The following is a 26094-nucleotide window of genomic DNA, read 5'->3' as shown; positions in this document are numbered from 1 at the left end:
CCAGTAAAGATCGAGACCTATGACCACCGCTGCCCAACAGAACCACCTTGCCGCACTGTTCAAGGCGGCGACCGTCATTCCCGTGCTCACCATCGAGCGTATACAGGACGCCGTGCCGCTGGCGCGTGCGCTGGTCGCCGGCGGTGTCCGCACGCTGGAGGTGACCATGCGCACCCCCGTTGCGATCGAGGCGGCGAGGGCGATGATGGCCGAAGTGCCCGAGGCGGTCGTCGGGATCGGCACGATCCTCAATCCGGCCGATTTCACCCGTGTCGAGAAGCTCGGCGTCGCCTTCGGCATCAGCCCGGGCCTGACCCCCGATCTCCTGAAGGCCGCCGCCCACAGCTCCCTGCCGTTCGCGCCGGGCATCGCCACGGCGTCCGAACTGATGATGGCGCTGTCGTACGGCCTCGACGTCGCAAAATTCTTCCCGGCCGAGCAGGCCGGCGGCATCAAGGGCCTGCGCGCCCTCGGTGGGCCGTTCCCGAACGTACGGTTCTGCCCGACCGGCGGCATCGGTGAGGCCAATGCGGCGAGCTGGCTCGCCGAGCCCAATGTGGTCGCGGTCGGTGGTTCCTGGCTGTGCCCGACGGCGGAGATCAGGGCCGGGAACTGGGCCGGCATAACTGCCATCTGCCAGCGCACCCTCAAGGCCCTGAAACCCGCGTGAAGTCTTGCCATCCCTGCGCTAAGACTTAGCTCAGGAAGAGACCCGCAGGGAGACATGACCATGACCGCCAGCATCGTCGGATGGGCGCATACGCCGTTCGGCAAGTTCGACACCGAAACCGTCGAAAGCCTCGTCACCCGCGTCGCCAATGAGGCGATGGCCGATGCCGGCATTTCGGCGTCCGATGTCGACGAGATCGTGCTCGGCCACTTCAACGCCGGCTTCTCGGCGCAGGATTTTACCGCCTCACTGGTGCTCCAGGCCGACCCGAAGCTGCGCTTCAAGCCGGCGACCCGGGTCGAGAACGCCTGCGCCACCGGTTCTGCTGCCGTGCACCAAGGGCTGCGCGCGATCGCCGCAGGCGCTGCCAAGATCGTCCTGGTCGTCGGCGTCGAGCAGATGACCCGCACCCCTGGCGCCGAGATCGGCAAGAACCTGCTCAAGGCGTCCTACCTGCCCGAGGACGGCGACACTGTCGGCGGCTTCGCTGGCGTGTTCGGCAAGATCGCCAGCTCCTATTTCCAGAAATACGGCGACCAGTCCGACGCCCTGGCGCTGATCGCGGCCAAGAACCACAAGAACGGCGTCGCCAATCCCTTTGCCCAGATGCGCAAGGATTTCGGCTTCGACTTCTGCCGCGCCGAGAGCGAGAAGAACCCCTATGTGGCCGGTCCCCTGAAGCGCACCGACTGCTCGCTGGTCTCCGACGGTGCCGCCGCGCTGGTGCTGGCCGACGCCGAGACCGCCAAGGGCATGACCAAGTCGATCGGCTTCCGCGCCACCGCGCACGCCCAGGACTTCCTGCCGATGTCCAAGCGCGACATCCTCCAGTTCGAGGGCTGCACGGTTGCCTGGCAGCGCGCGCTGGAAAAGGCCGGGGTGACGCTGTCCGATCTCTCCTTCGTCGAGACCCACGACTGCTTCACGGTCGCCGAGCTGATCGAGTACGAAGCGATGGGCCTGACGCCGAGGGGGCAGGGCGCCCGCGCCATCAAGGAAGGCTGGACGCTGAAGGACGGCAAGCTGCCGGTCAATCCGTCCGGCGGCCTGAAGGCCAAGGGCCATCCGATCGGCGCCACCGGCGTCTCCATGCATGTGATGACCGCGATGCAGCTCGCCGGCCAGGCGCCCGAGGGCATGCAGCTCAAGAACGCCAAGCTCGGCGGCATCTTCAACATGGGCGGGGCCGCGGTCGCCAACTACGTCTCCGTGCTGGAGCCGCTGAAATAAGCTCGCGTAGGGTGGGCAAAGGCGCGAAGGCGCCGTGCCCACCATCTTCCTTGCGTTAGATCATGGTGGGCCTGCATCGCTTGGCGCACCTTAACGCTCCCGAGGGATTTGCGGAAAAGCATCATGAGCACTGACTACGAAGACTCGCTGTCGATGGACGCACTCAACGATCGCATCGCGATCCTCGAGGACAATATAAGGCAGCTCATCGAGCAGGCTGCGGCCGCCTCGGGCGATCAGAACGAGTCGCGCATCGCCGACCGGATCAGCCAGCAGAACGAAGAGCTCGACCGGCTCCTCAAGATCCGCGAATCCCGCCAGAAGAAGTAGCGGCCGGTATCGCCGCGCGGCGCATGCGGCCATACGCCGGCCGCCCTTGTGCGCGCGGCCCCGCTGCCCTTAGCTGGACCGACATCGCGGGGCGGCGCCTTGAGCCCCCGCGCAATCGGGAGCGGAAATGATGGGGCCGCTGAAGGGCATCAAGGTCATCGACATGACCACCGTGCTGATGGGGCCTTATGCGACCCAGATGCTCGGCGATTACGGCGCTGACGTCATCAAGGTGGAATCGCTCGACGGCGACGTCACCCGCCTGATCGGCCCGATGCGTCACGCCGGCATGGGCCCGGTGTTTCTCAACACCAATCGCAGCAAGCGCTCGATCTGCCTCGATCTGAAGAAGCCCGCGGGCCGCGAGGCCGTGTTGCGGCTGCTGAAGGACGCCGACGTCCTCGTCTACAACGTCCGCCCGCAGGCGATGGCGCGGCTTCAGCTCGGCTACGACGTCGTCTCGAAAATCAACCCGCGCCTGGTCTATGCCGGCGTGTTCGGCTTCGGCCAGGACGGGCCCTATGCCGCAAAGCCCGCCTATGACGATCTGATCCAGGGCGCCACCGCGCTGCCGGCGCTGATGGCACAGACCGGCGACGGCGTGCCGCGCTACGTGCCGAACGCGCTGGTCGATCGCATCGTCGGCCTCACCGCCGTCGGCGCGATCTGTGCCAGTCTCGTCCATCGCGACCGCACCGGCCGCGGCCAGCGTCTGGACATCCCGATGTTCGAGACCATGGCCGGCTTCGTCATGGGCGATCACATGGGCGGGCTCACCTATGAGCCGCCGCTCGACAAGGGCGGCTATGCCCGCCACCTCTCGCGCGACCGCAGACCCTACAAGACCTCGGACGGCTATCTCAGCGTCATCGTCTACAACGACAAGCAGTGGGAGAACTTCTTCAAGGCGACGGCGCGCGATGATCTGCGGGCCGATCCCAGATTCGCGACCTTCGCGGGTCGTGCCGCCAATATCGACGTGGTCTATGCCGAGCTCGCGCGCATCTTCGAGACGCGCCCCACAGCGGAGTGGATCGATCTGCTGACGAAGGCCGACGTGCCCGTGATGCCGATGCACGACCTCGGCTCCATCCTGCACGACGAGCATCTGGAGGCGACGAATTTCTTCCCGGTCGTGACCCATCCGACCGAGGGCGCGATCCGCAGCATGAAGGTGACGGCGACCTGGTCCGAGACGGAGGCAGAGCCGGTGCGGCTGGCCCCGCGTCTCAACGAGCACGGCGCGGAAATTCTTCGCGGGATCGGATACTCCGCCGACGAGATCGCCGCCATGGTGCGCGACGGCGTCACGCGCTCGCCGCCGGAGTAGGGGAGGAAGCGATGGCGACAACTCTCTCATCCGTCATTCCGGGGCGCGACGAAGTCGCGAGCCCGGAATCCATAACCACGATCGGGAGTATGGATTCCGGGCTCGCGCCAAGGGGCGCGCCCCGGAATGACGAGGAGGAGAGACGATGAGCTTCATCACCGGCGTCGGCCTCACGTCTTTCGGCAAGCATGACGGCTCGTCCTCGCTCGACCTGATGAGCCAGGCCGCGCAAGCCGCGCTCGACGATGCCGGGCTGAAGCGCACTGAGATCGACGGCATCCTTTGCGGCTATTCCACCGTCTCGCCCCACATCATGCTGGCGACCGTGTTCGCCGAGCACTTTGGTATCCGCCCGAGTTACGCTCACGCGGTGCAGGTCGGCGGCGCCACGGGGCTTGCGATGACGATGCTGGCGCATCACCTCGTCACATCGGGCGTCGCGCGCAATGTGCTCGTCGTCGCCGGCGAGAACCGCCTCACCGGGCAGAGCCGCGATGCCTCGATCCAGGCGCTGGCGCAGGTCGGCCATCCCGACTACGAGGTGCCGCTGGGGCCAACGATCCCCGCCTATTACGGCCTCGTCGCCAACAGGTACATGCACGAATACGGCGTGACCGAAGAAGACCTCGCCGAGTTCGCCGTGCTGATGCGCAGCCACGCCTGCACCCATCCCGGTGCGCAATTCCACGACCCGATCACCGTTGCTGACGTCATGGCCTCGAAGCCGGTGGCGATGCCGCTCAAGCTGCTCGACTGCTGCCCGGTGTCCGACGGCGGCGCGGCGTTCGTGATCAGCCGCGAGCGAACCGGGGACGCGGGGGTGCGCATCCGCGGCTGCGCCCAGGCGCACACGCATCAGCATGTCACGGCCGCGCCGGCGCTGAGCGAGCTCGGCGCCGAGATCTCCATCGCGCGCGCCAAAGAGGCCACGGGCCTTGCGATCTCCGATGTGCGCTACGCCGCGATCTACGACAGTTTCACCATCACGCTCGCGATGCTGCTGGAAGACCTCGGTCTTGCCGGCCGCGGTGAGGCCGCAGCCCGCGTGCGATCAGGCCATTTCAGCCGCGACGGCGCGATGCCGCTCAACACCCATGGCGGCCTGCTCAGCTACGGCCATTGCGGCGTCAGCGGCGCGATGGCGCATCTGGTCGAGGCGCATTTGCAGATGACGGGGCGGGCGGCTACCCGCCAGGTGCGCGACGCCTCGATCGCGCTGCTGCATGGCGACGGCGGCGTGCTGTCGTCGCATGTCAGCATGTTCCTGGAGCGGGTGCGATGAGCGAGCGAATCGTGGACTGGACCAAGGGCGAAGCGGCGATCACCTACCAGACCTGCAGCGCATGCGGGCATGTGCAGTATTTCCGCCGCGCCTTCTGCGCGGCTTGTGGCGAATCGGATCCGCGCGAGCAGCGTGCCAGCGGCAAGGGCCGGGTCTATGCGGCCTCGCTGGTCTGCCGCGCCGCCACGCCGGAGACGCGCGCACACGTGCCCTACAACATTTTGCTGGTCGATTGCGCCGAGGGTTTTCGCATGATGGCCCACGGCGAGAACGATCTGGCCATCGGCGATTCGGTCACTGCGAGCTTCAAGCCGTTTGCGGGAAAGCTTGTGCCGTTCTTCACGAGGGAGCTGTAAGAGGGATTCGTCATTCGGGGGCGGTCATGGGACCGAGCCTGGAACGGGTATTCTGGGCCTGGCCTGTGCGAGGGGCCACCCCGGAATGACGAAAACTCTAGAACTCCAACTAACGCCCGTAGAACAAGATGCTGGCGATGACGAGCATCGCTGTCACCGCCAGCATATGCGCGAGCGCTCCCGAGGCCGCCCCCTTGGTGGCTTCCTTCATGCCTTTTTCTCCCTAGACTTGGGCGTGACTCATCGTTGTGCGGCTAGCGCACCCGACGGCCAATTGTTTTACTCGGAACACCCCACTTACGAGTACTCACCGCGATTTGTCCCCACGCGGCGAATATCGACTGTGTCAGGGTCGATCAGCAATGCGGCGGCAATTTGACTCGATAATGTTGCTCCTGCGTCCTCGCGCGAATAGAGTCTTTGGGGACTTGCGCGGACGACGACAAAAAGCATCAAAAACTAGGGAAAACTTCAGGAAAATCATGGCCCGCATCAACTACAGCGACCCGTCCAAGGCATCCGACCGCACCCGCGAAATTCTCGACAAGAACCGCAACGCCAACATCTTCCGCATGATGGCGCACTCGCCAAGCTATTTCGAGCAGTACTGCCGCCTGGGGGGCGCTATCCGCCACAAGGGCGAGCTCGATCCGGTCGTACGCGAGCTCGCGATCACCCGCACCGGCATCTTGTGCGAGGCGCCGTACGAGATCGTCGCGCACAAGCGGATCGGCAAGAATGTCGGCGTCACCGACGCGCAGAACGAGGCGCTCGAGAACTGGCAGGCGGCGACGTGCTTCAACGAGGTGCAGCGCGCCGCGCTCGCCTTCACCGACGAGATCGTGAAGCTCAAGAAGCCGACCGATGCGACCTTCAAGGCGATCGCTGCGAAGCTGACGCCGGCCGCGCTGGTCGAACTCCAGCTCTCGGTCGGGTTCTACATCATGACCTCGAAATTCCTGGAGACTTTCGAGATCGATCTCCAGCCCGTCACCGAAGTGGTGGGCTGATCTCAAGACGCGACGAGGGATGCCGATGACGATCGACGACTACGCGGCCTGGGCCGCAACCATTGCCAAAGTCGATGAGCATCCGTCCAACGAGCGGCTGTCCTATCTCGGTCTCGGCCTCGCGGGCGAGGCCGGCGAGGTGGCCGAGCACATCAAGAAGCTGCTGCGCGATGACTGGCTCGACAAGGCTGGCCTCGTCGATGAGCTCGGCGATGTCGTCTACTACTGGGCCTGCCTGTGCGCGGCGACCGGCCAGAAGCCGTCCGAGCTGCTCGAAAGGAGCGCGGCGAAGATCAAGCGGCGACTGAGCGAAGCCGCGAGCCGTTGAGCAAGAGATGTAGGCTGGACACCGACAGCCTCCACAGCGTCATGGCCGGGACAAGCCTGGGCATGATGACCTGTCGTGAATGAGCTGCTCTACATCGACGTCAAGATATCCACCTTCGCGTTGGCGACGATCAGGCGGTCGGCGAGGAGCTGGGCGAGGTTGCGCATGATGCGCTCGCTGGCGTGCGGGTGCTGCTGGCGGAATCGTTCGAATTCCTGCAGCGGAGCCTCGTAGGCCGTCGCTGCCATGTCGGCGAAGACGTCGGCCGAGCGCGTGGACTCCAGCAGCGCCATCTCGCCGAACGCCATGCCCGCGGTCAGCGTCGCGAGCCGCACGCCGTCGGGCAGCGTGACGTGCACGGCGCCACTGCGCAGGAAGAACAGGGAATCGGCGGGATCGCCTGTGGTGAGAATCTTCGCGCCGGACTGGTAGGTCCGGATGGTGCAGATCGAGATGAGATCGGTCAGCTCGTCCTCGCCGAGGCCTTCGAGCAGCGGCTGCTCGGCAAGCTCGGTGGTCTCGTGAAAGTCGATCGAGCCGCCGTAGCGGTAGACGATCTGGTCCTCCGCCCATTCGATCGCGGTGTCGAGCAAATAGAAGTCGCGGACGTTCTTCAGCTCGGCCGTCCATTCGCGCAACGTATCCCACTCCTTGGATGCGCGCCTGACGCCCGACAGCACCACCGTGACATTCAGTGCGGCGAGCTCCTCGAACGCCTCGGCGACGAGCCGCGCGCCGGCGCGCGTGGTGGAGGTGACGCGGTGCAGATCGAAGATCACGAATTGCGGCCGCGGCCGCCCCGCGAGCCGCCGGGAGACGTAGTCGACCGCGGATAGCGACAGCGTACCGACCAGCTCGATGATCCGCACCTCCTGCTCATGCGCCGCCAGAATCTCGCGCTCCTGCGGCCGGCGGACGCGCCGCGACGGGCTTCTGCCGATGTCGTAGTCGGCGATCACGGCGTTGCGGGCGTCGTCGCTGCGGTTGAGCATGTGCAGATCGTAATGCGAGGACAGCGCCTCGCAGACCTTGATGCCGCGCACGCTGTTGCCGTGCTTGTCGAGCTTCGGCGAATAGCTGCCGAGCCCGAGGCGGGCGGGCAGGGCCGCGAGGATGCCGCCGCCGACGCCGCTCTTGGCGGGAATGCCGATCCGGTAGATCCATTCGCCGGCATAGTCGTACATGCCCGACGAGGTCATCACCGAGAGCGTGCGCGAGATCGCGTAAGGCGTCAGCACCTGCTCGCCCGTGACCGGATTGACGCCGCGGTTGGCGAGGGTCGCCGCCATCACCGCGATGTCGCGCGCGGTGACCAGCACGGCGCATTGCCGGAAATAGACGTCGAGCACGCCCGCAACATTGTCCGAGATCACCGCGTTGGTCTTCAAGAGATACCCGATGGCGCGGTTGCGGTCGCCGGTCTGGCTTTCGGAGGCGTAGACGGCTTCGTCCACGGCGAGATCACGACCGGCGAAGCGGCTCAGCGCGAGGCGAATCTGCTCGAAGGCGTCTGCGCCCTTGCTGTCGTAGATCAGCCCGGTGCAGGCGATCGCGCCGGCATTGACCATCGGGTTGAACGGGTGGTTCTCGGAATTGAGCCGGATCGAATTGAAGGGATCTCCCGACGGTTCGACGCCGATCGCGCTCTCGACCCGGCCTGCGCCCAGAAGGTCCAGCGCCAGCGCGAACACGAACGGTTTTGACATCGACTGGATGGTGAAGGGCACCCTGGAGTCGCCGACCTCGTAGACATGGCCGTCGAGCGTGGCGAGGCTGATGCCAAAATGGGCAGGATCAGCCTTGCTCAGCTCGGGAATGTAGTCGGCGACGCTGCCTGAGGTTTCGGCGGAGAATTCGTTGAGGCAATTGCCCAGAAACCGCAGTAAGGGCGGCTTCGAGCGGGTCCAGGCGGCGGCGAGAGGCGAGAGCGGGGTCATCGCCTCTCTTGTGCAACGCAATCAGGGCACGCGCAACCCGTCCGGAACCACCGCCTGCCGCCGGACCAGCAGAAGGGCGAGCAAAACCGTGGGTACAAGGATGGCAAGGCCCAGCAGCGTCACCTGCATCTGCGACAGCGGCATGATCCCGCCACCCGGTGTCGCCACCACGAAGCCGCCGATCACCAGCAGCACGCGGATCGGCCATTCCAGGCTGCCTGTGCCGCGCAGATCCCCGACGAAGGGCTGGTAGCCCTGGATGCCGCCGCAGATGAACAGCGTGCCGAACGCGGCAAGTCCCATCAGCCCGAGGCCGGTCAGATACGGGCTCGGCCCCTGCAGCACCAGCGCCGGATTGAGCACGAAGAAGAACGGGATGAAATAGATGATGCTGCCGACCCACATTGATTCCCAGCCCGTCTTCATCGCCGGCGAGCCGGCGATGCCTGCGGCCGCGAAGGACGCGATCGCGACCGGCGGGGTGATCGACGACAGCATGCCCCAATAGAAGATGAACATGTGCACGGCCATCTTGTTCAGCCCGAGCTTCTCCAGCGCGGGCGCGACCAGGATGGCGAGGAAGATGTAGCAGGCCGTCGTCGTCAGCCCGAGGCCGAGGATCAGGCTGGTGAGGGCGCACATGCCGAGCAGCAGGAACGGATTGTCGCCGGCAATATGCAGGAGGTCATTGGCAAGGCTCGACACCACGCCGGTCATCGAGAACGCGCCGATCAGAAGACCGCAACCGGCGAGGATGCCGACGAGCTCGACGAAGGTGCGGCCGTTGACTTCGAGGAATTTGCCGATCGTCGCAAAGGTCCAGCGCGTGTCCTTGGAGAAGAGCTGGTTCAGCACGAGCAGCAGCGCGGTCGCGTAGAACGGTGCATGGCTCTCGCGCTTGAAGTAGAGCAGCATCACGATCAGCAGGGCGATGACGAAGACGTAGTACCAGCCGTCCTTGATCGTATCCATGACCCGCGGCAGCTCCGCGCGCGGAATTCCCTTCAGCCCGTGGCGCGCGGCGTAGGAATCGACCTGCATGAACAGGCCGACATAATAGAGCGCTGCCGGGATGATCGCGGCGACCGCGACCTCGGCGTAGCTGATATTGAGGAACTGCGCGATCACGAAGGCGGTCGCGCCCATCACCGGCGGTGCCAGCACCGCGCCGGTCGAGGCGCAGGCCTCGATCGCGCCGGCATAGGAGGCGCGGAAGCCGCTCTTCTTCATCACGGGGATGGTCATGGTGCCGGCGGTCAGCACGTTGGAGATGATCGATCCCGACATCATGCCGAGCAGGCCGCTGGCAAAGATGCAGACCTTGGCCGCGCCGCCGCGGAACGTGCCGCACAACGCGAAGGCAAGGTTGATGAAGAATTTTCCGGCGCCGGTCATCATCAGCGCCGTGCCGAACACGAGGAAGCCGATCACGGTGTCGGCGAAGGCCTGGATCGGAATGCCGAGCAGGCTTTCGCCCGACAGCACGTGATAGGCGGTCGCCTGCTCCAGCGTCGATTGCGTGCCGCGGAACGGACCGAGCCAGCCGGATTCGGCGAACAGCGGGTAGACCGTAAAGGGGAGCACGCTGAGCAGCAGGCTCCAGCCGCCGGTGCGGCGCAGCGCCTCCATCAGCATCACCCACATCACGAGGCCCGCGGCGATCACGTTGTTCGGCGCGCCGCCGAACTCCCAGCCGGCTTCCGCCGCCTTGCGCACGTTCGACATCAGCAGCAGCGCTGCGGCGAACGTCGCGACGAAAAGCAACAGATCGTACCAGGGAATCCGGTCGAGTGGGGCGCGCTCCGTGCCCGGAAAGATCAGGAAGGTGAAGGGCAGCATCAACGCGATCAGGAGATAGAAATACTCCGTGTTGAGCTGGGTGTAGCCGATGAAGAAGCGCAGCGAGAATTGCTGGTTGATGCAGAGCAGGATCGTCGCCGCGGTCGCCGCGACCAGCGTCCAGCGCCAGGCGCCGCGCAAGGTGCGCACGCGCGTGACCTCGGCCTCCTGCATGTTGCCGGCCGCGCCATGGGGATCGTCGAACACGACCCGCTTGGTCTCGTCTTGCGGGGCGGTGGAGGTGGAAACAGAAGACATCATCGCCCCCGGGTGTAGGCTGTAAAATGCTGACTAGGCAAATGGCAGTTGGTTGAAGCGATCGTGCCGCGGGCTCCTCAACCTCTCCCGCTTGCGGGAGAGGGGCGCACTGCCGCCGTGGCAACCGTCAATCCCATCGCAAGACTAATCCTCGAACCCGTTCGGCATGTCGGCTTTCGCAAGCGCCGTCGCGCGCGCCTTCATCCAGCCCTCGAGGAACGCCTTGTCGTCCGACGGTGGGTTGGACTTGCCGTAATCGGCCCACGCGGCTGCCAGCACCTCTTGCCGCTTGATCAGCTTGTTGTTGTGCGCCTCCTGCGCATCGCTCCATTGCCCGGCTTCCTTCAGCGCCTTCACCGAGCCGGGATGCACCGGCACCACCCAGTTCTTGGTCTGGCGGTCGGCGGCGAGGCCGCCGGCGCCGGGCGCGGAGTCCTTGTAGGCATCGTAGTTGACGATCATCGCCTTGGTGATCGCATAGACCTGGTCGGCCGGCTGCGAGGCATAGGCGACGAAGATCGGGTAGGGGTAGTTGCCGAGCTCGACCGGTTTGTCCGGCGAGATGCCGGCGCCGCAGGTCGCGACTTGCGGGAAGAAGAACGAGCCGACCTTCTGCATCCGCGCCCAGCCTTCCTTGTCCTTGGCGGGCAGCGGCGGCCAGATCAAGCCGCGCGGCGAGGTCTCGGCTTCCTTGGCGGGGCCGGTGATGGTGGTGCCGAAGGCGGCGTCGACGTCGTTGTTGATCAGCCCTTTCCACATCGCGCCGTAGCTCGCGAACTCGACGGCCTTGACGTCCTTCTGCGTCAGCCCGGCGAAGGCGAGCACTGCGAGCGAGTTCTGGTTCAGCGCGGGCGAGCCGACCACGAAGCCGACACGCTTGCCCTTGAGGTCCTTCAGCTCCTTCACGCCGGTGTCGGCGGCAACGCCAAGCGAGCCGCAATTGCAGTCGACGGTCGAGAGCAGGATCTGAAGCGGCTGCGGGCCCCATTCCTTCGCGCCGAACTCGAACATGCCCTCCTGCGCGAAGTAGGTGCCGGATCCCATTGCCGAGGATGCCGCGCGCTTGGCGCGCAGCGGCGCGAGGCGAGCGACGTCGTTGCCTGCGGGTAGCACGCGCACGTCGGTGCCGTATTTGTCCTTCATCATCTTGCCGACGCCGACGGCGATATTGAAGCCGGCTGTTCCGGTGTCGTAGGCGGTGAACGTCAACGTCGCCGGCAGCTTGATGTCTTCGGCGAACGAATAGCGTGTAGACGCAAAAGAAATGCCCGCCACCAAGGCAGGCGCGAGCATGAGCAGCCCACGAAGCATGTTTCCCTCCAATGAACTTCGCGTTCGCCGCGAAGATTTTCATTCTTTGTTTGAAACAGAGTTTTGTTTGAGACGGATCATGTCACCCGTATCAGGCGATGGCAACGCCCTACCGGGAATGCGACGCATCGGACTGACACATTGTCGCGGAGGATGCGGCCTCGCGGCGAATACGGAGTGCTCGGCCCATGGTTCGAGACGCGTCGTAAGCGGCGCTCCTCTCCATGAGGTCTACGAATCTGCTGCGAAAACAGACCTCATCCTGAGGAGCCCGTCGTAGCGGGCGTCTCGAAGGATGGCCACGAAGAGAACGCACTTCAGCTCGCGACAATCGCGATTGCCTGCCCCTCCGCAACGACGTCGTCGAGTTTCACCAGAAGCGATGTGATCGTGCCGCTCGCGGGCGAGAGCACCGGTATTTCCATCTTCATGGCTTCGACGATTACAACGTCATCGCCATCCGCAACGGTTCCTCCAACTTGCACGGGAGTTGCGCAGACGCGTCCGGCGATCTCCGTGACGATCTTAATTTCTGGCATGCCATCGCCTTTTTGTTGTCGTCGCAAAATGCCTGAGGTAGCGTCGTCTGCAAGTGGAATTTAATTCCGCACAGCGGAACAAACGGTAGGGAACATGGGACGACGATCCGAGCGGTTAAGTAGGCAAGGCGTGCTCGCTGGCGATGCCGGTGAGGGTGATGTCATCCAGGTGGTCTCGCGCGCGTTCGACGTGTTGCGATGCTTCGAGGGCCACGAGGCAAGGCTCGGCAATCTCGAAATTTCAAATCGCTGCGGCCTGCCGCGCTCGACGGTGTCGCGGCTCACGCACACGCTGACGCGGATGGGCCAGCTGGTCTACCTGCCGCGTGATCAGAAATATCGCATCGGCCCGAGCGCGGTGGCGATGAGCGCCTCGATGATGAAGGGCGCGCAGTTGCGGAGCATGATCCGGCAACGTCTGCAGGAAGTCGCCGAGCAGCTGCCGGGCACTGTCGGCTTCGTCGTGCCCGATCGCTTCCATCTGGTCTATCTGCAGTTCGCGCGCTCGGCGACCGCCCTCGGCCTGCACGAGGGCACCGGCAGCCGCATCTCGATGGCCTCGACCGCTGCGGGCGCGGCCTACACCGCGGCGCTGGCGCCGGAGATCGGCGATGCCTTCATCGCGGACGTGGAACGGGAAGCGCCCGAGGCTGCGAAGATCCTGAAGCCCCGCATCGAGGCCAACCGGCAGATGTTGCGAGAGCGCGGCTATGTCGTGGCCTGCGGCTTGTGGAGCCCGCACATCAACGGGCTCGCGGTGCCGATCTGGTCGCCGCAGTACCAGACCTACGTCGTCATCACGATCGGCCTTCTGTCCACGATGTATGACGAGCAGCGGCTGCATGCCGAAGTCGCACCCCTGATGCTCGAGCTCGGCCGTTCACTCGGCAGCCTGATGGAGGGCGCGGAAGGCGACGCCTTCAACAACCGCATTTCGCGCAAGCCGGTCGCAATGGCCGTGCACAACAATAACAAGCCGATCAATTCGGAGGGAGTGAATGAACTGGAAGCCGGAACTCGACGAGCTCGCCCGGCGCGAAGCCTTCGCGCGGGAGATGGGCGGCGTTGACAAGGTCAAGCGACAGCATGACCAGGGCCGGCTGACTGTTCGGGAGCGTATCGACAAGCTGATCGATCGCGGCAGCTTCCACGAGATCGGTGCCGTCTCCGGCATCGGTGAGTACGATAGCAGCGGCGAGCTGCAGAAATTGACGCCGGCGAACTGCGTGTTCGGCCGCGCGCGCGTCGATGGCCGCACCGTGGTCGTGGTCGGCGACGATTTTACGGTCCGCGGCGGCTCGGCGGATGCGTCCATTTCCGCAAAGCCGCTGATGGCGGAGGAGATGGCGCACGATTTCCGCCTGCCGATCGTCCGCATCATCGAAGGCTCCGGCGGCGGCGGCTCGGTCAAGACCATCGAGACCAAGGGTGCGGCGAACCTGCCTGGCGGCATCGGCGGCACGCGCTGGTATCGCTTCACGACGGAGAACCTGTCGCGCGTTCCGGTGGTCGCACTCGGCCTCGGCTCGGTCGCAGGGCTCGGTGCCGCGCGCCTTGCCGCCAGCCACTATTCGATCATGACCCGGAAGTCCGCGATGTTCGTCGCGGGGCCGCCGGTGGTGAAGGCGCTGGGGCAGGACCTCTCCAAGGAGGAGCTCGGCGGCGCCGATATCCAGACCCGCGCCGGCGCGGTCGATCATGCCGTCGATACGGAGGAAGAGGCGTTCGCCTGCGCGCGGCGCTTCCTGTCCTATCTGCCGTCATCGGTCTACGAGCTGCCGCCGACCTTGCCCTGCGCCGACAGTCCCGAGCGCAGCGACGAAGCGCTGATGAATGCGGTGCCGCGCAACCGCAAGCAGGTCTACAAGATGCGCCCCATTATCGAGTCGGTCGTCGACCGGGGCTCGTTCTTCGAGGTCGGCAAGAATTTCGGCAAGCCCATCATCGTCGGCCTCGCGCGGCTCGAGGGCAGGGCGGTGCTGGTGCTCGCCAGCGACAGTTTTCACTATGGCGGCTCCTGGACGGCGGATGCCTGCCAGAAGGTGGTGCGCTGGGTCGACTTCGCCGAGACCTTCCACCTGCCGGTCGTCTATCTCATGGACTGCCCGGGCTTCATGATCGGGCTCGATGCCGAGAAGGCGGCGACCATCCGTCACGGCGTTCGCGTCATGGCTGCGGTGAACCAGACCACCGTGCCCTGGTGCACGGTGATCCTGCGCAACGCCTTCGGTGTTGCCGGTGTCGTGCACCAGCCCGCCGACCGCTTCTCGATCCGCTACGCCTGGCCGTCGGCCTATTGGGGCTCGCTGCCGCTCGAAGGCGGCATCGAGGCCGCCTACCGCGCCGACATTGATGCTGCCGAGGACAAGGCGGAGAAGCTCAAGGAGATCGAAGGGCGCCTCAACAAGCTGCGCTCGCCATTCCGCTCGGCCGAGAAATTCTGGGTCGAGGAGATCATCGATCCCCGCAAGACGCGCTCGCTGCTGTGCGAGTTCGCGCGCCTCGCCGAGCCGCTGCGCAAGCCGGGGCCGCCGGAGAATTTTTCGATCAGGCCGTAGGCACCGTGTGCCAAGCCGTGACGCTCGTGCCCCGGACGCAGCGCAGCGCCGCCGAAGATGCGAAGCATCGTCCGGCGGTGGTGCGCTGCAGAGCCGGGGCCCATGTCACAGCGAGTCCGGAGCCTCCTGGATCCCGGCTCTGCGCAGCAACGCTACGCGTTGCGGCGCGTCCGGGACACGAGAAGCTGCGCCGGTGCGATCCAAAGCCCTTCCACGGCAAAACAATAACGCGTTAAGCTCCGCCAACAAGAACAACAGGAAACGCCAATCGTGTATGACTTCATTATCGTGGGCGGCGGCTCGGCGGGGTCCGTGCTGGCCCACCGGCTCTCCGCGAAAAGTGCCAACAAGATCCTGCTGTGCGAAGCCGGCCAGGATACCCCGCCCGGCAACGAGCCGGCCGAGATCAGGGACAGCTATCCGGGCACGGCCTATTTCGATCCGCGCTTCCACTGGACCGAGCTCAAGGTCACGACGCAAGTCGTCAGCCACAACAACCCGCATGTGGGCCGGCCTCCCTTGCGCAAATACGAGCAGGCGCGCGTGCTCGGCGGCGGCTCGTCGATCAACGGCCAGATGGCCAACCGCGGCGCCCCGACCGATTACGACGAATGGGATGCGCGCGGCGCCGAAGGGTGGACGTGGAACGACGTGCTGCCCTTCTTCAAGAAGGTCGAGCGCGATCTCGATTTCGACGGTCCCTATCACGGCAAAGACGGCCGCATCCCGGTGCGCCGGATTCCGCGGGAGCACTGGACGCGGCACTCGCAGGCCTTCGCAGACGCCTTCCAGCAGGCCGGCCATCAATTCCTGCCGGACCAGAACGGTGAGTTCGTCGACGGCTATTTCCCGGTGACGCATTCCAACCAGGCCGAGCAGCGCGTCTCCGCCGCGATGGGCTATCTCGATCGCGACACCCGCCAGCGCGCCAACCTCACCATCTCCACCAACACGCAAGTGCGCGAGCTGCTGTTCGAGGGCACGCGATGCGTCGGTGTGAAGGCCGTCGTGGACGGACGCGAGCAGGAATTCCGTGGGCGCGAGATCATCCTCTCCAGCGGCGCCATCCATTCGCCGGCGCATCTGCTCCGCGCCGGCATCGGACCGGTCGGCCATCTCAAGGATCTCGGCATTCCCGTGTTGATGGGATTGCCTGGCGTCGGCCAGCGCCTGATGGATCATCCCTCGATCTCGCTGTCGTCCTTTGTCCGCCGCGGCGCGCGCATGAACGAGCACACCAGGCGCCACATGCAGCTCGGACTGCGCTACTCGTCGGGTCTCGAAGGCGTGCCGAAGGGCGACATGTTCGTCGTCCTGCTCTCCAAATCGGCCTGGCATGCAGTCGGCGAGCAGATCGGCTCGCTGCTGACCTTCGTCAACAAGACCTATTCCGAGACCGGACAGGTCAAGCTCGCCTCGCGCGATCCGTCGGCAGAGCCGATCGTCGAGTTCAACCTGTTGTCCGACCGGCGCGATCTGGATCGGCTGATGAGCGGCTTCCGCAAGATGGCGGCGGTGCAGATGAGCGACGTGGTCAAGGCGGTGACGGACAAGCCGTTCCCGGCTGCTTACACCGACAAGGTCCGCAAGATCGGCGTGGTCAACACCAGGAACAGGATCTTGACCAAGATCGCCGCGACCTTGATGGACGGGCCGGCGGCGCTGCGTCACTACATGATCGACAATTTCGTGGTCGAAGGTTTCACCTTCGACCAGGTGATGAACGACGACGAGGCGCTGGAAGCCTTCGTGCGCAAGGCGACCATCGGCGTCTGGCACGCCTCCTGCTCATGCCGCATGGGCCGGGCCGACGATCCCATGGCGGTGGTCGACAATCAGGGCCGCGTCAAGGGCATCCAGGGCCTGCGCGTCGTCGACGCCTCGATCTTTCCGGTGGTGCCATGCGCCAACACCAATTTTCCCGTGTTGATGTCGGCGGAGAAGATCGCGGCCGCGATGATGCGGTGAGGAGCGCCGTCGTGCCGATCGGGGCAGCGCAGTGACGAGGAGCGCTCGTTGCAGAATCCACGACCCATGCGAACCGGACTTGATTGCATGCGGTGCGTTGGACGCGCGGAGCGCTCATTCGTTTTCTGCGAGTTAATCATTTCGGTCGCTATTTGTAGGCTATGATGATTGCAGACAGCGTCGCGTAAACGCAGCCATTTTCAGCCGCTCTTTAGGCCCATTTCAGCCAAACTGTTATTGGTTTCTCGTTGCCTGGGGCAGGACCACTCTATTTTGGAGTCCTGCAATGTACAGGCTAGTAATTTTTGCGTACCTCTTCGTTGTCTTGAGCTCTGTCGCTTCGGAAGCGCGGCCTTACCGCATTCATCATGCTTCCGAATGCAATGTCAGCATGCCCTGCGACTTCTCGTATTCGCAGATGCAGCGCGAGCGGACTTTCAAGTCTTCACTGACTTCCAGATCCTCACTGAATTCCAGGCCGTCACTGCAAGCGTACCGCTCGACGCAGCTGACAGTGACCGATGCTGGGGGTGCCGCCACGCCGACGACCGTCTCCGGTGTCTCCGGGGCCCGCGTTGTCGGTGGTCGTCCGGCAGGTTGCCCTTCGTCCTTCTGCGGCTGCGGCGCGGCTCTGCGCGTGTTCGGTCGTATCGTCCCGGAATTGAATCTTGCGGCCAATTGGCTGCGCTTCCCGCGGACATCACCCGCACCGGGAATGGTTGCTGCGCGACGGGGACACGTTTTCGTTCTCGAGCAGCACCTCGGAGGCGATGTCTGGATGGCCTATGACGCCAACTCGGGCGGACACGCCACGCGAATCCACGCACGTTCATTGCGAGGGTATGCGATCGTCAATCCGCGCGGCGGTTCGACGGCTTGAGGGCCTCCGGACACCACTCTCGACAAGATCGCGGACGGGTCGCAACATCGTTGCGACCTGCCCACGCTCGACCAATCGTCGGCGCGGGGCGCAGCGTCGGTCACAGCCGCAGCACCTTGCCGGGATTCATGATGTTCTGCGGATCGAGCGCGCGCTTGATGGTGCGCATGATGTTGAGCTCGGTCTTCGAGCGGTAATGGCTGAGCTCGTCGAGCTTGTCGATGCCGATGCCGTGTTCCGCCGAGATCGAGCCGCCCATCGAGGTGACGAGATCGTTCACGGCCCGCGTGATGGCCCCCTTGTATTGGGTCAGCGTCTGCTGATCCATGCCTGATGGCCCCATGAACGAAAAATGCAGATTGCCATCGCCGATGTGCCCCAAAGGATAGGGCCTGATCGTCGGGAGAATATCGAGCACCGCCTTGGTGCCCTTGTCGATGAACTCCGGAATCCCCGAGACGGCCACCGACACATCGAAGCTGAGCCCCGGACCTTCGGCCCGGGAGGCCTCGGCGACACTCTCGCGGATGCGCCACATGTTGCGCGCTTGACCGACCGTGTGGGCGATCACCGCATCGAGCACGCGGCCGGCCTCGAGTTGATGGCCAAGAAATTGCTCCATCTTCTCGGACATGCCCTCGGCGCCGTCCTGGCGCGCCCGCGAGGACGACCATTCCAGCAGCAGGTACCATGGCGTGTTCGCTTTAAGAGGATCCTGGGTGCCGGGAATATGGCGCAGCACCATGTCGATGGCGGCGCGGCTCATCAGCTCGCAGGAGCCGACATTGTCTCCGGATGCCGCGTGCGCTTCCGACAGGATCTCCAGGGCCGCGCGTGGATCGCGGATCGCCAGCCACGACGTCGAGACGTCCTTCGGCGCCGGCCACAGCTTGAGCACGGCCTTGGTGATGATGCCCAGTGTGCCCTCGGCGCCCATGAAGAGGTGCTTGAGGTCATAGCCGGTGTTGTCCTTCTTGAGCGCGCGCAATCCGTCCCAGACCTCGCCGCTCGCCAGCACGACCTCGAGCCCCAGCACGAGATTGCGGGCATTGCCATAGCGCAGCACCTGCACGCCGCCGGCGTTGGTCGACAGATTGCCGCCGATCATGCACGAGCCCTGGGCGCCGAGGCTGAGCGGCAGGAACCTGTCGTGCCGGCTTGCCGTCTCCTGAAGCGTCTGCAGCACGCAGCCGGCCTCGACCGTCATCGCGTAGCCGACGGGATCGACGTCCAGCACGCGGTTCATGCGGCCGAGCGACAACACGATGCCGGTATGCGCAGGCCAGGGCGTTGCCCCACCCATCAGGCCGGTGTTGCCACCCTGCGGCACGATGGCGACGCCGTGCTCATGGCAAAGCCGGACCACTTTCGAGACGTCCTCGGTGCTGCCAGGACGTACGACGGCGCCGGCACCGCCGACCAGCAATCCCCGCCAATCCGTCACGAACGGCTGCTTGCCGTGCTCGTCCTCGATGAGGCCCTTCCCACCCACGATCGCGCGCAACGCATCGCGCATCTCGGCAGTCAAGGGAGCGGTCGGAATGGTGGGTTCGGACGACGGGAAGGCAGCCGGCATTTTCGTTTCCCCTGGCGCATCTTGGTGTGCACTGCGCACGTAACGTGCCCGGGTATTGTCCACGTTTGGCGCGGGGAGTCTAACGGCAAGATGTCTCGAACTGCAGCCGGTGACGAGTGCGGTCCGCGGGGGACTCGAGCCTTGGGAGGCGAGGAGTTGATTTTGCAAGACGATCAGTCTAATAAATTCTGATGAGCAGAGCAGCCTCGGTTTCAGAGCCGCGCCGACGGGGGCGTCCTCCCAAGGACCAGTCGCAGCCGAATGCGCCGCGCGCGCGTCTGTTGCGGACGGGAGTTGCTATACTGACCGAGAAGGGATTCAGCGCCGTCGGCGTCGAGGAGATCCTTGATTCCGCGGACGTGCCGAAAGGGTCATTCTATCATTACTTCGGCAGCAAGGAGGCTTTTGGCCTCGAGCTGATCGATGCCTACGCCGCCTATTTCGCCCGCAAGCTGGATCGATGGTTCGACGATGCAGAGCGGGCTCCGCTGGACCGCCTGCGCGATTTCATCGCAGACGCGCGCTCGGGCATGGCGCGCTACGGCTATCGACGTGGCTGTCTCGTCGGCAATCTCGGGCAAGAGATGGGGGCGCTGCCGGAGCCGTTCCGAAAGCGCCTCGCCGCCGTCTTCAGGGATTGGGAAGCGCGGACCTCGCGCTGCCTCCGCGCGGCGCAGCAGGCGGGCGACATCCCCAAAGGCGTCGATTGCGATAGCCTCGCGCATTTCTTCTGGATCGGCTGGGAGGGCGCGGTGCTGCGGGCGAAGCTGGAAAGGCGCCCCGACGCGCTCGACGTCTTCGCGCGCGGCTTTCTCACAATGATCCAGGCGAAGGAACGCGTGATCGTACCGATCTCCATCGATTAGTAGCGAGGATAACCAGGCCATGACCCAGGCACTTGCAATCAGCCGCTTCCCTGTCCCTGATCTGGCCGACATGCCAGAGGACATCCGGGCCCGCATCGTCGCCGTCCAGGAGAAGTCCGGCTTCATTCCGAACGTGTTTCTCGTGCTGGCGCACCGGCCGGACGAGTTTCGCGCGTTCTTTGCCTATCACGATGCGCTGATGGATAAGCCCGGCAATCTCACCAAGGCAGAGCGGGAAATGATCGTGGTTGCGACCAGCAACCTCAATCAATGCCAGTATTGCGTCATCGCCCATGGCGCGATCCTGCGCATCCGCGCCAAGGATCCGCTGATCGCCGATCAGGTTGCGGTCAACTACCGCAAGGCTGATATCACCGACCGGCAGAAGGCGATGCTCGACTTCGCCGTACGGGTCTCGACCGAGGCTTACAAGGTTTCCGAATCCGATTTCGCCACGCTGAAATCGCACGGGTTCACGGAAGAGGACATCTGGGACATTGCCGCGATCTCGGCCTTCTTCGGCCTCTCCAACCGGCTTGCCAACGTCACCAGCATGCGTCCGAACCCGGAGTTCTACAACATGGGACGCGGCTGAGAAGATTGAGAGAGACGTCGGTCGAATCCGGAAACTGATCGTTGTTCGATCGGCATCTGATGCGAAGCGAGGGAGAAGTGAAGAGATGACAGACTTCGTAACGCCGCGAGAGATGGCGGAGATGATACCCTCGGGGTGTAAGCTCGGCCTGGCGCCGGACGATTACGCCGCGGCTCCGGGACTGGTTCGGATGCTGATCGATCGCGGCATTCGCGATCTCCACGTGGTCTGTGCGCCGATCGGCGGCATGCAGGTCGACATGCTCATCGGCGCCGGCGCCGTGGCAACGCTGGAGACGAGCGCCGTCAGTCTCGGCGAAGCCGGCGGCGCGCCCTGCTTCAGCCGGGCTGTCCGCGACGGATCCATTCGCCTCCGTGATGCCACTTGTCCCGCGGTGTTCGCAGGGTTGACGGCCGCGGAGAAGGGCGTTCCGTTCATGCCGATCCGCGGCATCATCGGCAGCGACGTCCTCAAGAAGCGCGACGACTGGAAGGTGACGTCCAATCCGTTCGACGACGGCGAGAAGATCGTCGTGGTCTCGGCGATCCAGCCCGATATCGCCTTGTTTCATGCGCCCGAAGCGGACCGGTTCGGCAATGTGCGGCTGGGCCGCCGGCGCGAAACGATGCTGCTGGCCCATGCGTCGAAGCAGGCTTTCGTGACCGTGGAGCGCATCTCCGAGACGTCGCTGCTCGAGGACGAGAAGATGGCGGCGGGCGTTCTGCCTGCGATCTATGTGAGCGCGGTGGCGCAGCTCGAGAAGGGTGGATGGCCCACGGGGCTTTACGCCGAATATCCCAGGGACGGGCAGGAGGTTGAAAAGTACGCGCGCGCGGCGCGCTCGCCGGAAGGGTTCCAGGCCTACATCCGGGGCGCGAGGAGCGCGGCATGAGCGAGGCGTGCACCAGCCGCGAGCTGATGATCTACACGATCTCGCGGCTGCTGAAGGGCGTGCGGCATGTTGCAGTCGGTCAATCGTCGCCGATGCCGGCGGCTGGAGCGATGCTGTTGCGTGCGCTCAACCAACGCGACGGGTTGGAGCACGTGCAGGTCTCGATCCTCGGGTCGGTCAAGCACAATTCCTTCACTGGCGGTGCCGAGGAGCTGTTCGATTGTGCCGCGCAGGGACGCCTCGACGCCTTCTTTCTCGGCGGCGGCCAGATCGACGGCCAGGGCAACGTCAACCTCGTCGGCACCGGCGACTATCCGAACAATCCGGTCAGATGGCCCGGCTCGTTCGGCTCCGCCTATCTGTATTTCCTGGTGCCGCGGGTCATTCTGTTCCGTGAGGAGCACAGCCTGCGATCCCTGGTGGAACGCGTGGACTTCGTGTCTGCGCCCGGGGTCACCGACGAGACGGTCTATCGGCGAGGCGGCCCTCATGCGCTGCTGACCAATGCCGCGTTGTTCTCCTTCGAGCGAGAGGCGGGACGCTTTCGTCTCGAGAGCACCCACCCGGGATATGATTGGCGCGACATTCGCGGCACGACGGGCTTCTCGTACGACAACGAGACATGCGAGGTCACGACGCCGTTGCCGGACGAGGCGACGTTGTCCTTGATCCGGGGCCGAATCCGCGAGGAGCTGCGCGAGTGCTATCCGCAGTTCGCGGGCAATATGCCGGGGCCGGGCTGAGGCTGGATTCCGCTCCGGCGACGTTCTCTGTGGCCATCCTTCGAGACGCCCGCCGTTGGCGGGCCCTCAGGATGAGGACGGAGTGTGCGGCAGCACTCTTAACGGGCACCGATGCCGCTTAGCCTCATCCTGAGGAGACCGCAAAGCGGTCGTCTCGAAGGACGAGGCGCGCGCTCGGCTGGCGGAAAATGCCGTATGCGATTGCCCTGCGCTCCCGCGGGGTGTTTGCGGCCGAGCGGGACCGACGAGAACTTGCCGCGGCGATATCGGCTTCGTTACCGGTTGATGCGCCGATCCCGGCAACGTTCAGGCAATCTCTGCAACATTTCTAAACATCTTCGTCAACATCCCGCGGCGATCAGGGCGTAGGACGCGCTCAGACTTTACGAATCAGGATTGGCAGAATGCGATTGAAGGTTTCGGCGGCGCGCATGAGCATTGGCGCGGCCTGGCTCGTGCTCGTCGGCACCGGCCCGCTGCGCGCAGAGCCGGTGTTCGACAGTTTGGCCGGTGCATGGTCGGGCATCGGCACGATGAAGCCGTCGGACGGTCCGCGCGAGAAGGTTCGCTGCAAGGTGGCGTACAACGTCACCAGGCCGGGGCGGTCGTTGACACTCGACCTGCGCTGCGCAAGCGATGCGTACAAGATGGTCCTGTCCGCGAACATCGAGCAGAGCGGGACGGAGCTTTCCGGCAACTGGTTCGAGAGCGAATACCGGCAGGGCGGCAAGGTCTACGGCACCAACAAGGACGGACTGATCGAGGCGCGAATAGAGGGAAACACAGTGGCCGCGCTGGTGACGATCCAGACCAGGAGCAACCGTCAATCTTTCCTGATGGAGGCGCCGGGCTCCTGGATGGCGGAGGTCGCGATCGAATTGAACAAGGACGCGAAGTAGCCGCTCTCCGTCAGGAGACGGCCGGACCCTGGAGCATGATCCGGAAAGGGGCGCAGCGGTTTTCCGAGAAGTTCATGCTCAGGCAATAAACTAAAGCGCGATGACGATTCATCCTAATCCCATCGCGCTTCAGTGGATGATCTGGTTCAGAAACCCTTCGCTCGCTTGATGATCAACGCTTGATGATCAACGCTTGGGAAGCGACGCCATCACCTCGCCCGCGTCTCCGTCCTCAAGGCAGGGCGTGACGGTTAACGGGAGCAGGTCAGACCATTGCGCGAGCCAACGATACATGGCTTTTGGATCGCTCGATTCAGAGATCGCAAATCCCTGTCCATTCATGCCGTGCCAGCGGCCCAGCATCTTGACGCCCTCGGGTGGTGCGCCACCGGTCTCGAGAAAGCGGGCGACGGCTGCATTGAAGGTGCCTTGAGGTACGCTCCAGGTGGTTATGAATTTCATGCGATTCTCCCATGACTAGAATTATCGGATGAATGTCGCGGCTGCGCCGCATGCGCACGATAGCGCCTGGGTATCGAATGACAACGGCGAATGAACATGCGCGTCGGTTTGATTCCCTCCTGCTTTCTGCGCAAGCGCTGGTTTGGACGTAAGACGGCTACTTGCCGTCGTTCCAGATGTCGGTGGCGAGCTTCCAGTCGTCTCCGACCTTCTCCCAGACGACGACATACTTTCCGGTCACTTCCTGCGGTGTCGATCCCTTGGTCTTCAGGACGAACGTGCCGATCTCACGGGCCGCGGAAGAACCGAGTGGCTTGACATCCACCGTTGTGAGCTTCGGATCGGTCACTTGTTCGGCCATGCTTTTCCACATGGCCTCGATGGCTGGTCGGCCCTGCACCATCGCGGAGCCGGGCGGGAGCGCGGTCGCATCGGCGCTGTAGAGGGACGCAATCCCCGAAAAATCTCCCTTGTTGAACATCTCTATCCATTTCGCATTGTTCGCTTCGATCTCGGCCTTCTGAGCCAAAGCCGGCGCGCTCAACGCGATCACGATTGCAATCGCCGATGCAATGTTGCGCATGATCATCTCCAGACTCAATGTACGATGCGGACAAAGGGGCAGTCGTCTTGTCTCGAAGTGGATGCATTGAATGGCCCATCCCAGACCGGGGCAGACGCAACGGCAATTCCGGAGAATTACCGTCAGCACCATTGACGAAGCTGCGCAGTGGAAATTGACGGGCAATTGACCTGACGAGTACTCCATGTCGCGGCTCGAACGCTTGACCAGGCGCGCTCTCGTCCCTGGCGGGCGCGGCCCGAAGGGGTTGGCCTTGCCGGCGCAGCGTCCGGCCCGCTGCCTTTCGCAGCAAGCGCCGATTGGACGGGAAGCTATGCAGTCGTCCTGATCGGCTGCTGCATGCTTTGCATTGTCTGCGGCGCCGTAGCGTTCGCCGTCAAACGACCCTCTTCGCCGGCTTAGTCGATGTTGAATTGCAAGATGGGAGTAACGCCATGACAGGCGAAGAAACGACCATCGTGGCGGGCATCGAAATTCCATCAACCGACCACTTCTTTCTGGCGTTGATCTTCGGGGTGCATATCCCCCTGGGCCTTGCGAGCGTTGCGATCGGCGCAATCGCAATGTTGAGTCAAAAGCGTCGCGGGCGTCATTCTAGGCTTGGAACGATCTATTTCTGGTGTCTGCTGGCGCTCTTCGCGTCCGCGACGTTACTGTCGCTTATGCGCTGGGCCGAAAACTATCACTTGTTCGTTCTCGGTACGTTGTCGTTCGCCTGCGCCTGGATCGGTCGCACTGCGCTCCGGCACCGCTGGCGGTATTGGGTCAGGGTCCATATCGCGGGGATGGGCCTGTCGTATATCCTGATGCTGGTTGCCTTTTACGTGGACAACGGAAAGCAGCTTCCACTTTGGAAGGACCTGCCTCATTTCATGTACTGGCTGATACCTTTGGCCGTTGGTATTCCGCTCATCGTTCGGGCGCTTCTGTGGCCGCCGTTAGCGCCAGCCCGCCCTGATGTCCACCTGATGTGGTAGCTAACGACATTCCTTCAATCGACGTCCTACCGCGGCGACTCCTGCGGTTTGTTTTGGGGCCTTGCACGGCCGATTTGGGTCCGGAGGTGGCTGACTTCTACCCCAAGCCGAGAGATTGGGACTCGGAAAAAGGCTTGACCTTCCAGTTCGGGTTACAAAAGGGATCAATGACTTAGCGGGTCCGCAAATCGTCTGCCTCGGCTCGGCCCGCCTCAGCAACCGACTGTTGCAAATCGGGGCGCGGCCGAGACAGGAGAAAGGACCGCCGCCAGCTGCTCGGGGACTGTCAACGTCCAGGGGCCGAGGCGGCGGTCCTCAGGCGCGAGAACTTGGGGAGTCCCAGGGCCTGAAGGCAACGATAGCGGCTGCGATGCCGCTCCACCAAGCGGAGAACAATTGCTGCGTATGGAGTTGTTGCGCATGCGCGAAGATCGGCGTCACTTCGCTTCCTTGTTCAATTCGATCGCGACCTCCGCCATCCAGGAGCCCGGCGCCTCCATCAGGAAGCGACTTGCTCGAAACGATCTGCTGTTGTTCCACCCCGGTGATTGCGAGAGGGACCCGAAGGCCCATTACACCATTGCATCGAATATTCAGTTGCGGTGGCACCCCGCCCGTCGGGCAAAACACCCTGTCAATCCCTCGACGCAAAAATATTCCTATTTACCGAATTTC

General features: G+C 64.1%; 24 protein-coding genes. 17 read left to right on the top strand and 7 right to left on the bottom strand.

Going from position 1 to position 26094, the window contains the following annotated elements; all coding sequences use genetic code 11:
- Positions 1–19 precede the first annotated feature (19 nt).
- From eda to AABA86_RS12880, 8 genes are all read left to right on the top strand, one after another.
- On the top strand, positions 20–670 hold the full coding sequence (gene eda, locus AABA86_RS12915) for a bifunctional 4-hydroxy-2-oxoglutarate aldolase/2-dehydro-3-deoxy-phosphogluconate aldolase (protein WP_338307050.1): 651 nt from the start codon (positions 20–22) through the stop codon (positions 668–670).
- 60 nt (positions 671–730) lie between these two features.
- Positions 731–1900 (top strand): acetyl-CoA acetyltransferase, encoded by a 1170-nt coding sequence (locus tag AABA86_RS12910; protein WP_212246475.1) that lies wholly within the window; start codon positions 731–733, stop codon positions 1898–1900.
- A 123-nt stretch (positions 1901–2023) separates the two neighbouring features.
- Entirely contained in the window at positions 2024–2230 is a 207-nt protein-coding gene (locus AABA86_RS12905; protein WP_212246473.1) for a hypothetical protein, read from the top strand.
- 130 nt (positions 2231–2360) lie between these two features.
- The gene (locus AABA86_RS12900) at positions 2361–3560 is read left to right on the top strand and encodes a CaiB/BaiF CoA transferase family protein (protein WP_338307192.1); all 1200 of its coding nucleotides are present in this window, start codon (positions 2361–2363) and stop codon (positions 3558–3560) included.
- A gap of 145 nt (positions 3561–3705) precedes the next feature.
- On the top strand, positions 3706–4842 hold the full coding sequence (locus AABA86_RS12895) for a thiolase family protein (protein ID WP_338307046.1): 1137 nt from the start codon (positions 3706–3708) through the stop codon (positions 4840–4842).
- Entirely contained in the window at positions 4839–5198 is a 360-nt protein-coding gene (locus AABA86_RS12890) for a Zn-ribbon domain-containing OB-fold protein (protein ID WP_212246468.1), read from the top strand. Before AABA86_RS12895 ends, AABA86_RS12890 begins: the two co-directional genes overlap by 4 nt.
- Positions 5199–5680: 482 nt before the next feature.
- Positions 5681–6208, top strand: a complete 528-nt coding sequence (locus AABA86_RS12885) for a carboxymuconolactone decarboxylase family protein (protein WP_028145150.1) — start codon at positions 5681–5683, stop codon at positions 6206–6208.
- Positions 6209–6233: 25 nt separating this feature from the next.
- Positions 6234–6536, top strand: coding sequence for a nucleoside triphosphate pyrophosphohydrolase family protein (locus AABA86_RS12880; RefSeq protein WP_212246457.1), 303 nt, complete (start codon positions 6234–6236; stop codon positions 6534–6536).
- An 89-nt stretch (positions 6537–6625) separates the two neighbouring features.
- Here the strand turns inward: AABA86_RS12880 and glsA are convergent, their stop codons facing one another.
- From glsA to AABA86_RS12860, 4 genes are all read right to left on the bottom strand, one after another.
- Complete coding sequence (gene glsA, locus AABA86_RS12875) at positions 6626–8473, bottom strand: glutaminase A (RefSeq protein WP_212246456.1); 1848 nt, start codon at positions 8471–8473, stop codon at positions 6626–6628.
- 21 nt (positions 8474–8494) lie between these two features.
- The gene (locus tag AABA86_RS12870) at positions 8495–10570 is read right to left on the bottom strand and encodes a TRAP transporter permease (RefSeq protein WP_212246445.1); all 2076 of its coding nucleotides are present in this window, start codon (positions 10568–10570) and stop codon (positions 8495–8497) included.
- 144 nt (positions 10571–10714) lie between these two features.
- The gene (locus AABA86_RS12865) at positions 10715–11881 is read right to left on the bottom strand and encodes a TAXI family TRAP transporter solute-binding subunit (RefSeq protein WP_338307043.1); all 1167 of its coding nucleotides are present in this window, start codon (positions 11879–11881) and stop codon (positions 10715–10717) included.
- Between the two features lie 317 nt (positions 11882–12198).
- Entirely contained in the window at positions 12199–12420 is a 222-nt protein-coding gene (locus AABA86_RS12860; protein WP_212246878.1) for an acetyl-CoA carboxylase biotin carboxyl carrier protein subunit, read from the bottom strand.
- Between the two features lie 94 nt (positions 12421–12514).
- Between AABA86_RS12860 and AABA86_RS12855 the strand changes: the two genes are divergently transcribed.
- The 3 genes from AABA86_RS12855 to AABA86_RS12845 all read left to right on the top strand — a co-directional run bounded on the left by AABA86_RS12855 (position 12515) and on the right by AABA86_RS12845 (position 16946).
- Positions 12515–13489, top strand: coding sequence for an IclR family transcriptional regulator (locus AABA86_RS12855; RefSeq protein ID WP_338307042.1), 975 nt, complete (start codon positions 12515–12517; stop codon positions 13487–13489).
- Positions 13419–14978, top strand: a complete 1560-nt coding sequence (locus AABA86_RS12850; RefSeq protein WP_212246440.1) for an acyl-CoA carboxylase subunit beta — start codon at positions 13419–13421, stop codon at positions 14976–14978. The genes AABA86_RS12855 and AABA86_RS12850 overlap by 71 nt, the downstream gene beginning before the upstream one ends.
- Positions 14979–15248: 270 nt before the next feature.
- Complete coding sequence (locus tag AABA86_RS12845; protein ID WP_338307040.1) at positions 15249–16946, top strand: GMC family oxidoreductase; 1698 nt, start codon at positions 15249–15251, stop codon at positions 16944–16946.
- Positions 16947–17926: 980 nt separating this feature from the next.
- Here AABA86_RS12845 and AABA86_RS12840 read toward each other — a convergent pair.
- A complete protein-coding gene (locus tag AABA86_RS12840; protein WP_338307038.1) occupies positions 17927–19402 on the bottom strand; it encodes an FAD-binding oxidoreductase in 1476 nt (491 codons plus the stop codon).
- A gap of 191 nt (positions 19403–19593) precedes the next feature.
- Here AABA86_RS12840 and acuR point away from each other — a divergent pair, with 191 nt between their 5' ends.
- From acuR to AABA86_RS12815, 5 genes are all read left to right on the top strand, one after another.
- On the top strand, positions 19594–20268 hold the full coding sequence (acuR, locus tag AABA86_RS12835; protein ID WP_433960970.1) for an acrylate utilization transcriptional regulator AcuR: 675 nt from the start codon (positions 19594–19596) through the stop codon (positions 20266–20268).
- Positions 20269–20287: 19 nt separating this feature from the next.
- Positions 20288–20863 carry a peroxidase-related enzyme gene (locus tag AABA86_RS12830; RefSeq protein WP_212246429.1) on the top strand — a complete coding sequence of 192 codons (576 nt, stop codon included), beginning with the start codon at positions 20288–20290 and terminating at the stop codon, positions 20861–20863.
- Between the two features lie 85 nt (positions 20864–20948).
- The gene (locus tag AABA86_RS12825) at positions 20949–21755 is read left to right on the top strand and encodes a CoA transferase subunit A (protein ID WP_212246427.1); all 807 of its coding nucleotides are present in this window, start codon (positions 20949–20951) and stop codon (positions 21753–21755) included.
- Positions 21752–22498 carry a CoA-transferase gene (locus AABA86_RS12820; RefSeq protein WP_212246425.1) on the top strand — a complete coding sequence of 249 codons (747 nt, stop codon included), beginning with the start codon at positions 21752–21754 and terminating at the stop codon, positions 22496–22498. Before AABA86_RS12825 ends, AABA86_RS12820 begins: the two co-directional genes overlap by 4 nt.
- 404 nt (positions 22499–22902) lie before the next feature.
- On the top strand, positions 22903–23397 hold the full coding sequence (locus AABA86_RS12815; protein WP_212246424.1) for a hypothetical protein: 495 nt from the start codon (positions 22903–22905) through the stop codon (positions 23395–23397).
- A 186-nt stretch (positions 23398–23583) separates the two neighbouring features.
- Here the strand turns inward: AABA86_RS12815 and AABA86_RS12810 are convergent, their stop codons facing one another.
- Positions 23584–23859: a DUF3303 domain-containing protein gene (locus tag AABA86_RS12810; RefSeq protein WP_018319867.1), complete on the bottom strand. Its 276-nt coding sequence runs from the start codon at positions 23857–23859 to the stop codon at positions 23584–23586.
- A 157-nt stretch (positions 23860–24016) separates the two neighbouring features.
- Positions 24017–24442 (bottom strand): YybH family protein, encoded by a 426-nt coding sequence (locus AABA86_RS12805; RefSeq protein WP_246550088.1) that lies wholly within the window; start codon positions 24440–24442, stop codon positions 24017–24019.
- A 434-nt stretch (positions 24443–24876) separates the two neighbouring features.
- Here AABA86_RS12805 and AABA86_RS12800 point away from each other — a divergent pair, with 434 nt between their 5' ends.
- Positions 24877–25419, top strand: a complete 543-nt coding sequence (locus AABA86_RS12800; RefSeq protein WP_212246422.1) for a hypothetical protein — start codon at positions 24877–24879, stop codon at positions 25417–25419.
- Positions 25420–26094 lie beyond the last annotated feature (675 nt).

The organism is Bradyrhizobium sp. TM233 (genome assembly GCF_036247965.1).
In the GTDB taxonomy this organism is placed as follows: domain Bacteria; phylum Pseudomonadota; class Alphaproteobacteria; order Rhizobiales; family Xanthobacteraceae; genus Bradyrhizobium; species Bradyrhizobium ottawaense.
The sequence above is the reverse complement of the archived record's forward strand: the minus strand, read 5'-3'. Positions and strand labels throughout refer to the sequence as shown.

Bases quoted from the DNA above. Each gene is read 5' to 3' on its own strand.
- AABA86_RS12815 (WP_212246424.1), top strand. From the start codon at position 22,903: ATGCGATTGAAGGTTTCGGCGGCGCGCATGAGCATTGGCGCGGCCTGG.
- AABA86_RS12855 (WP_338307042.1), top strand. From the start codon at position 12,515: ATGGGACGACGATCCGAGCGGTTAAGTAGGCAAGGCGTGCTCGCTGGC.
- AABA86_RS12850 (WP_212246440.1), top strand. From the start codon at position 13,419: ATGAACTGGAAGCCGGAACTCGACGAGCTCGCCCGGCGCGAAGCCTTC.
- AABA86_RS12810 (WP_018319867.1), bottom strand. From the start codon at position 23,859: ATGAAATTCATAACCACCTGGAGCGTACCTCAAGGCACCTTCAATGCA.
- AABA86_RS12885 (WP_028145150.1), top strand. From the start codon at position 5,681: ATGGCCCGCATCAACTACAGCGACCCGTCCAAGGCATCCGACCGCACC.
- AABA86_RS12870 (WP_212246445.1), bottom strand. From the start codon at position 10,570: ATGTCTTCTGTTTCCACCTCCACCGCCCCGCAAGACGAGACCAAGCGG.
- AABA86_RS12890 (WP_212246468.1), top strand. From the start codon at position 4,839: ATGAGCGAGCGAATCGTGGACTGGACCAAGGGCGAAGCGGCGATCACC.
- AABA86_RS12860 (WP_212246878.1), bottom strand. From the start codon at position 12,420: ATGCCAGAAATTAAGATCGTCACGGAGATCGCCGGACGCGTCTGCGCA.
- AABA86_RS12830 (WP_212246429.1), top strand. From the start codon at position 20,288: ATGACCCAGGCACTTGCAATCAGCCGCTTCCCTGTCCCTGATCTGGCC.
- AABA86_RS12865 (WP_338307043.1), bottom strand. From the start codon at position 11,881: ATGCTTCGTGGGCTGCTCATGCTCGCGCCTGCCTTGGTGGCGGGCATT.
- AABA86_RS12910 (WP_212246475.1), top strand. From the start codon at position 731: ATGACCGCCAGCATCGTCGGATGGGCGCATACGCCGTTCGGCAAGTTC.
- AABA86_RS12800 (WP_212246422.1), top strand. From the start codon at position 24,877: ATGACAGGCGAAGAAACGACCATCGTGGCGGGCATCGAAATTCCATCA.
- glsA (WP_212246456.1), bottom strand. From the start codon at position 8,473: ATGACCCCGCTCTCGCCTCTCGCCGCCGCCTGGACCCGCTCGAAGCCG.
- AABA86_RS12805 (WP_246550088.1), bottom strand. From the start codon at position 24,442: ATGCGCAACATTGCATCGGCGATTGCAATCGTGATCGCGTTGAGCGCG.
- AABA86_RS12900 (WP_338307192.1), top strand. From the start codon at position 2,361: ATGGGGCCGCTGAAGGGCATCAAGGTCATCGACATGACCACCGTGCTG.
- acuR (WP_433960970.1), top strand. From the start codon at position 19,594: ATGAGCAGAGCAGCCTCGGTTTCAGAGCCGCGCCGACGGGGGCGTCCT.
- AABA86_RS12905 (WP_212246473.1), top strand. From the start codon at position 2,024: ATGAGCACTGACTACGAAGACTCGCTGTCGATGGACGCACTCAACGAT.
- AABA86_RS12820 (WP_212246425.1), top strand. From the start codon at position 21,752: ATGAGCGAGGCGTGCACCAGCCGCGAGCTGATGATCTACACGATCTCG.
- AABA86_RS12880 (WP_212246457.1), top strand. From the start codon at position 6,234: ATGACGATCGACGACTACGCGGCCTGGGCCGCAACCATTGCCAAAGTC.
- AABA86_RS12825 (WP_212246427.1), top strand. From the start codon at position 20,949: ATGACAGACTTCGTAACGCCGCGAGAGATGGCGGAGATGATACCCTCG.
- eda (WP_338307050.1), top strand. From the start codon at position 20: ATGACCACCGCTGCCCAACAGAACCACCTTGCCGCACTGTTCAAGGCG.
- AABA86_RS12895 (WP_338307046.1), top strand. From the start codon at position 3,706: ATGAGCTTCATCACCGGCGTCGGCCTCACGTCTTTCGGCAAGCATGAC.
- AABA86_RS12840 (WP_338307038.1), bottom strand. From the start codon at position 19,402: ATGCCGGCTGCCTTCCCGTCGTCCGAACCCACCATTCCGACCGCTCCC.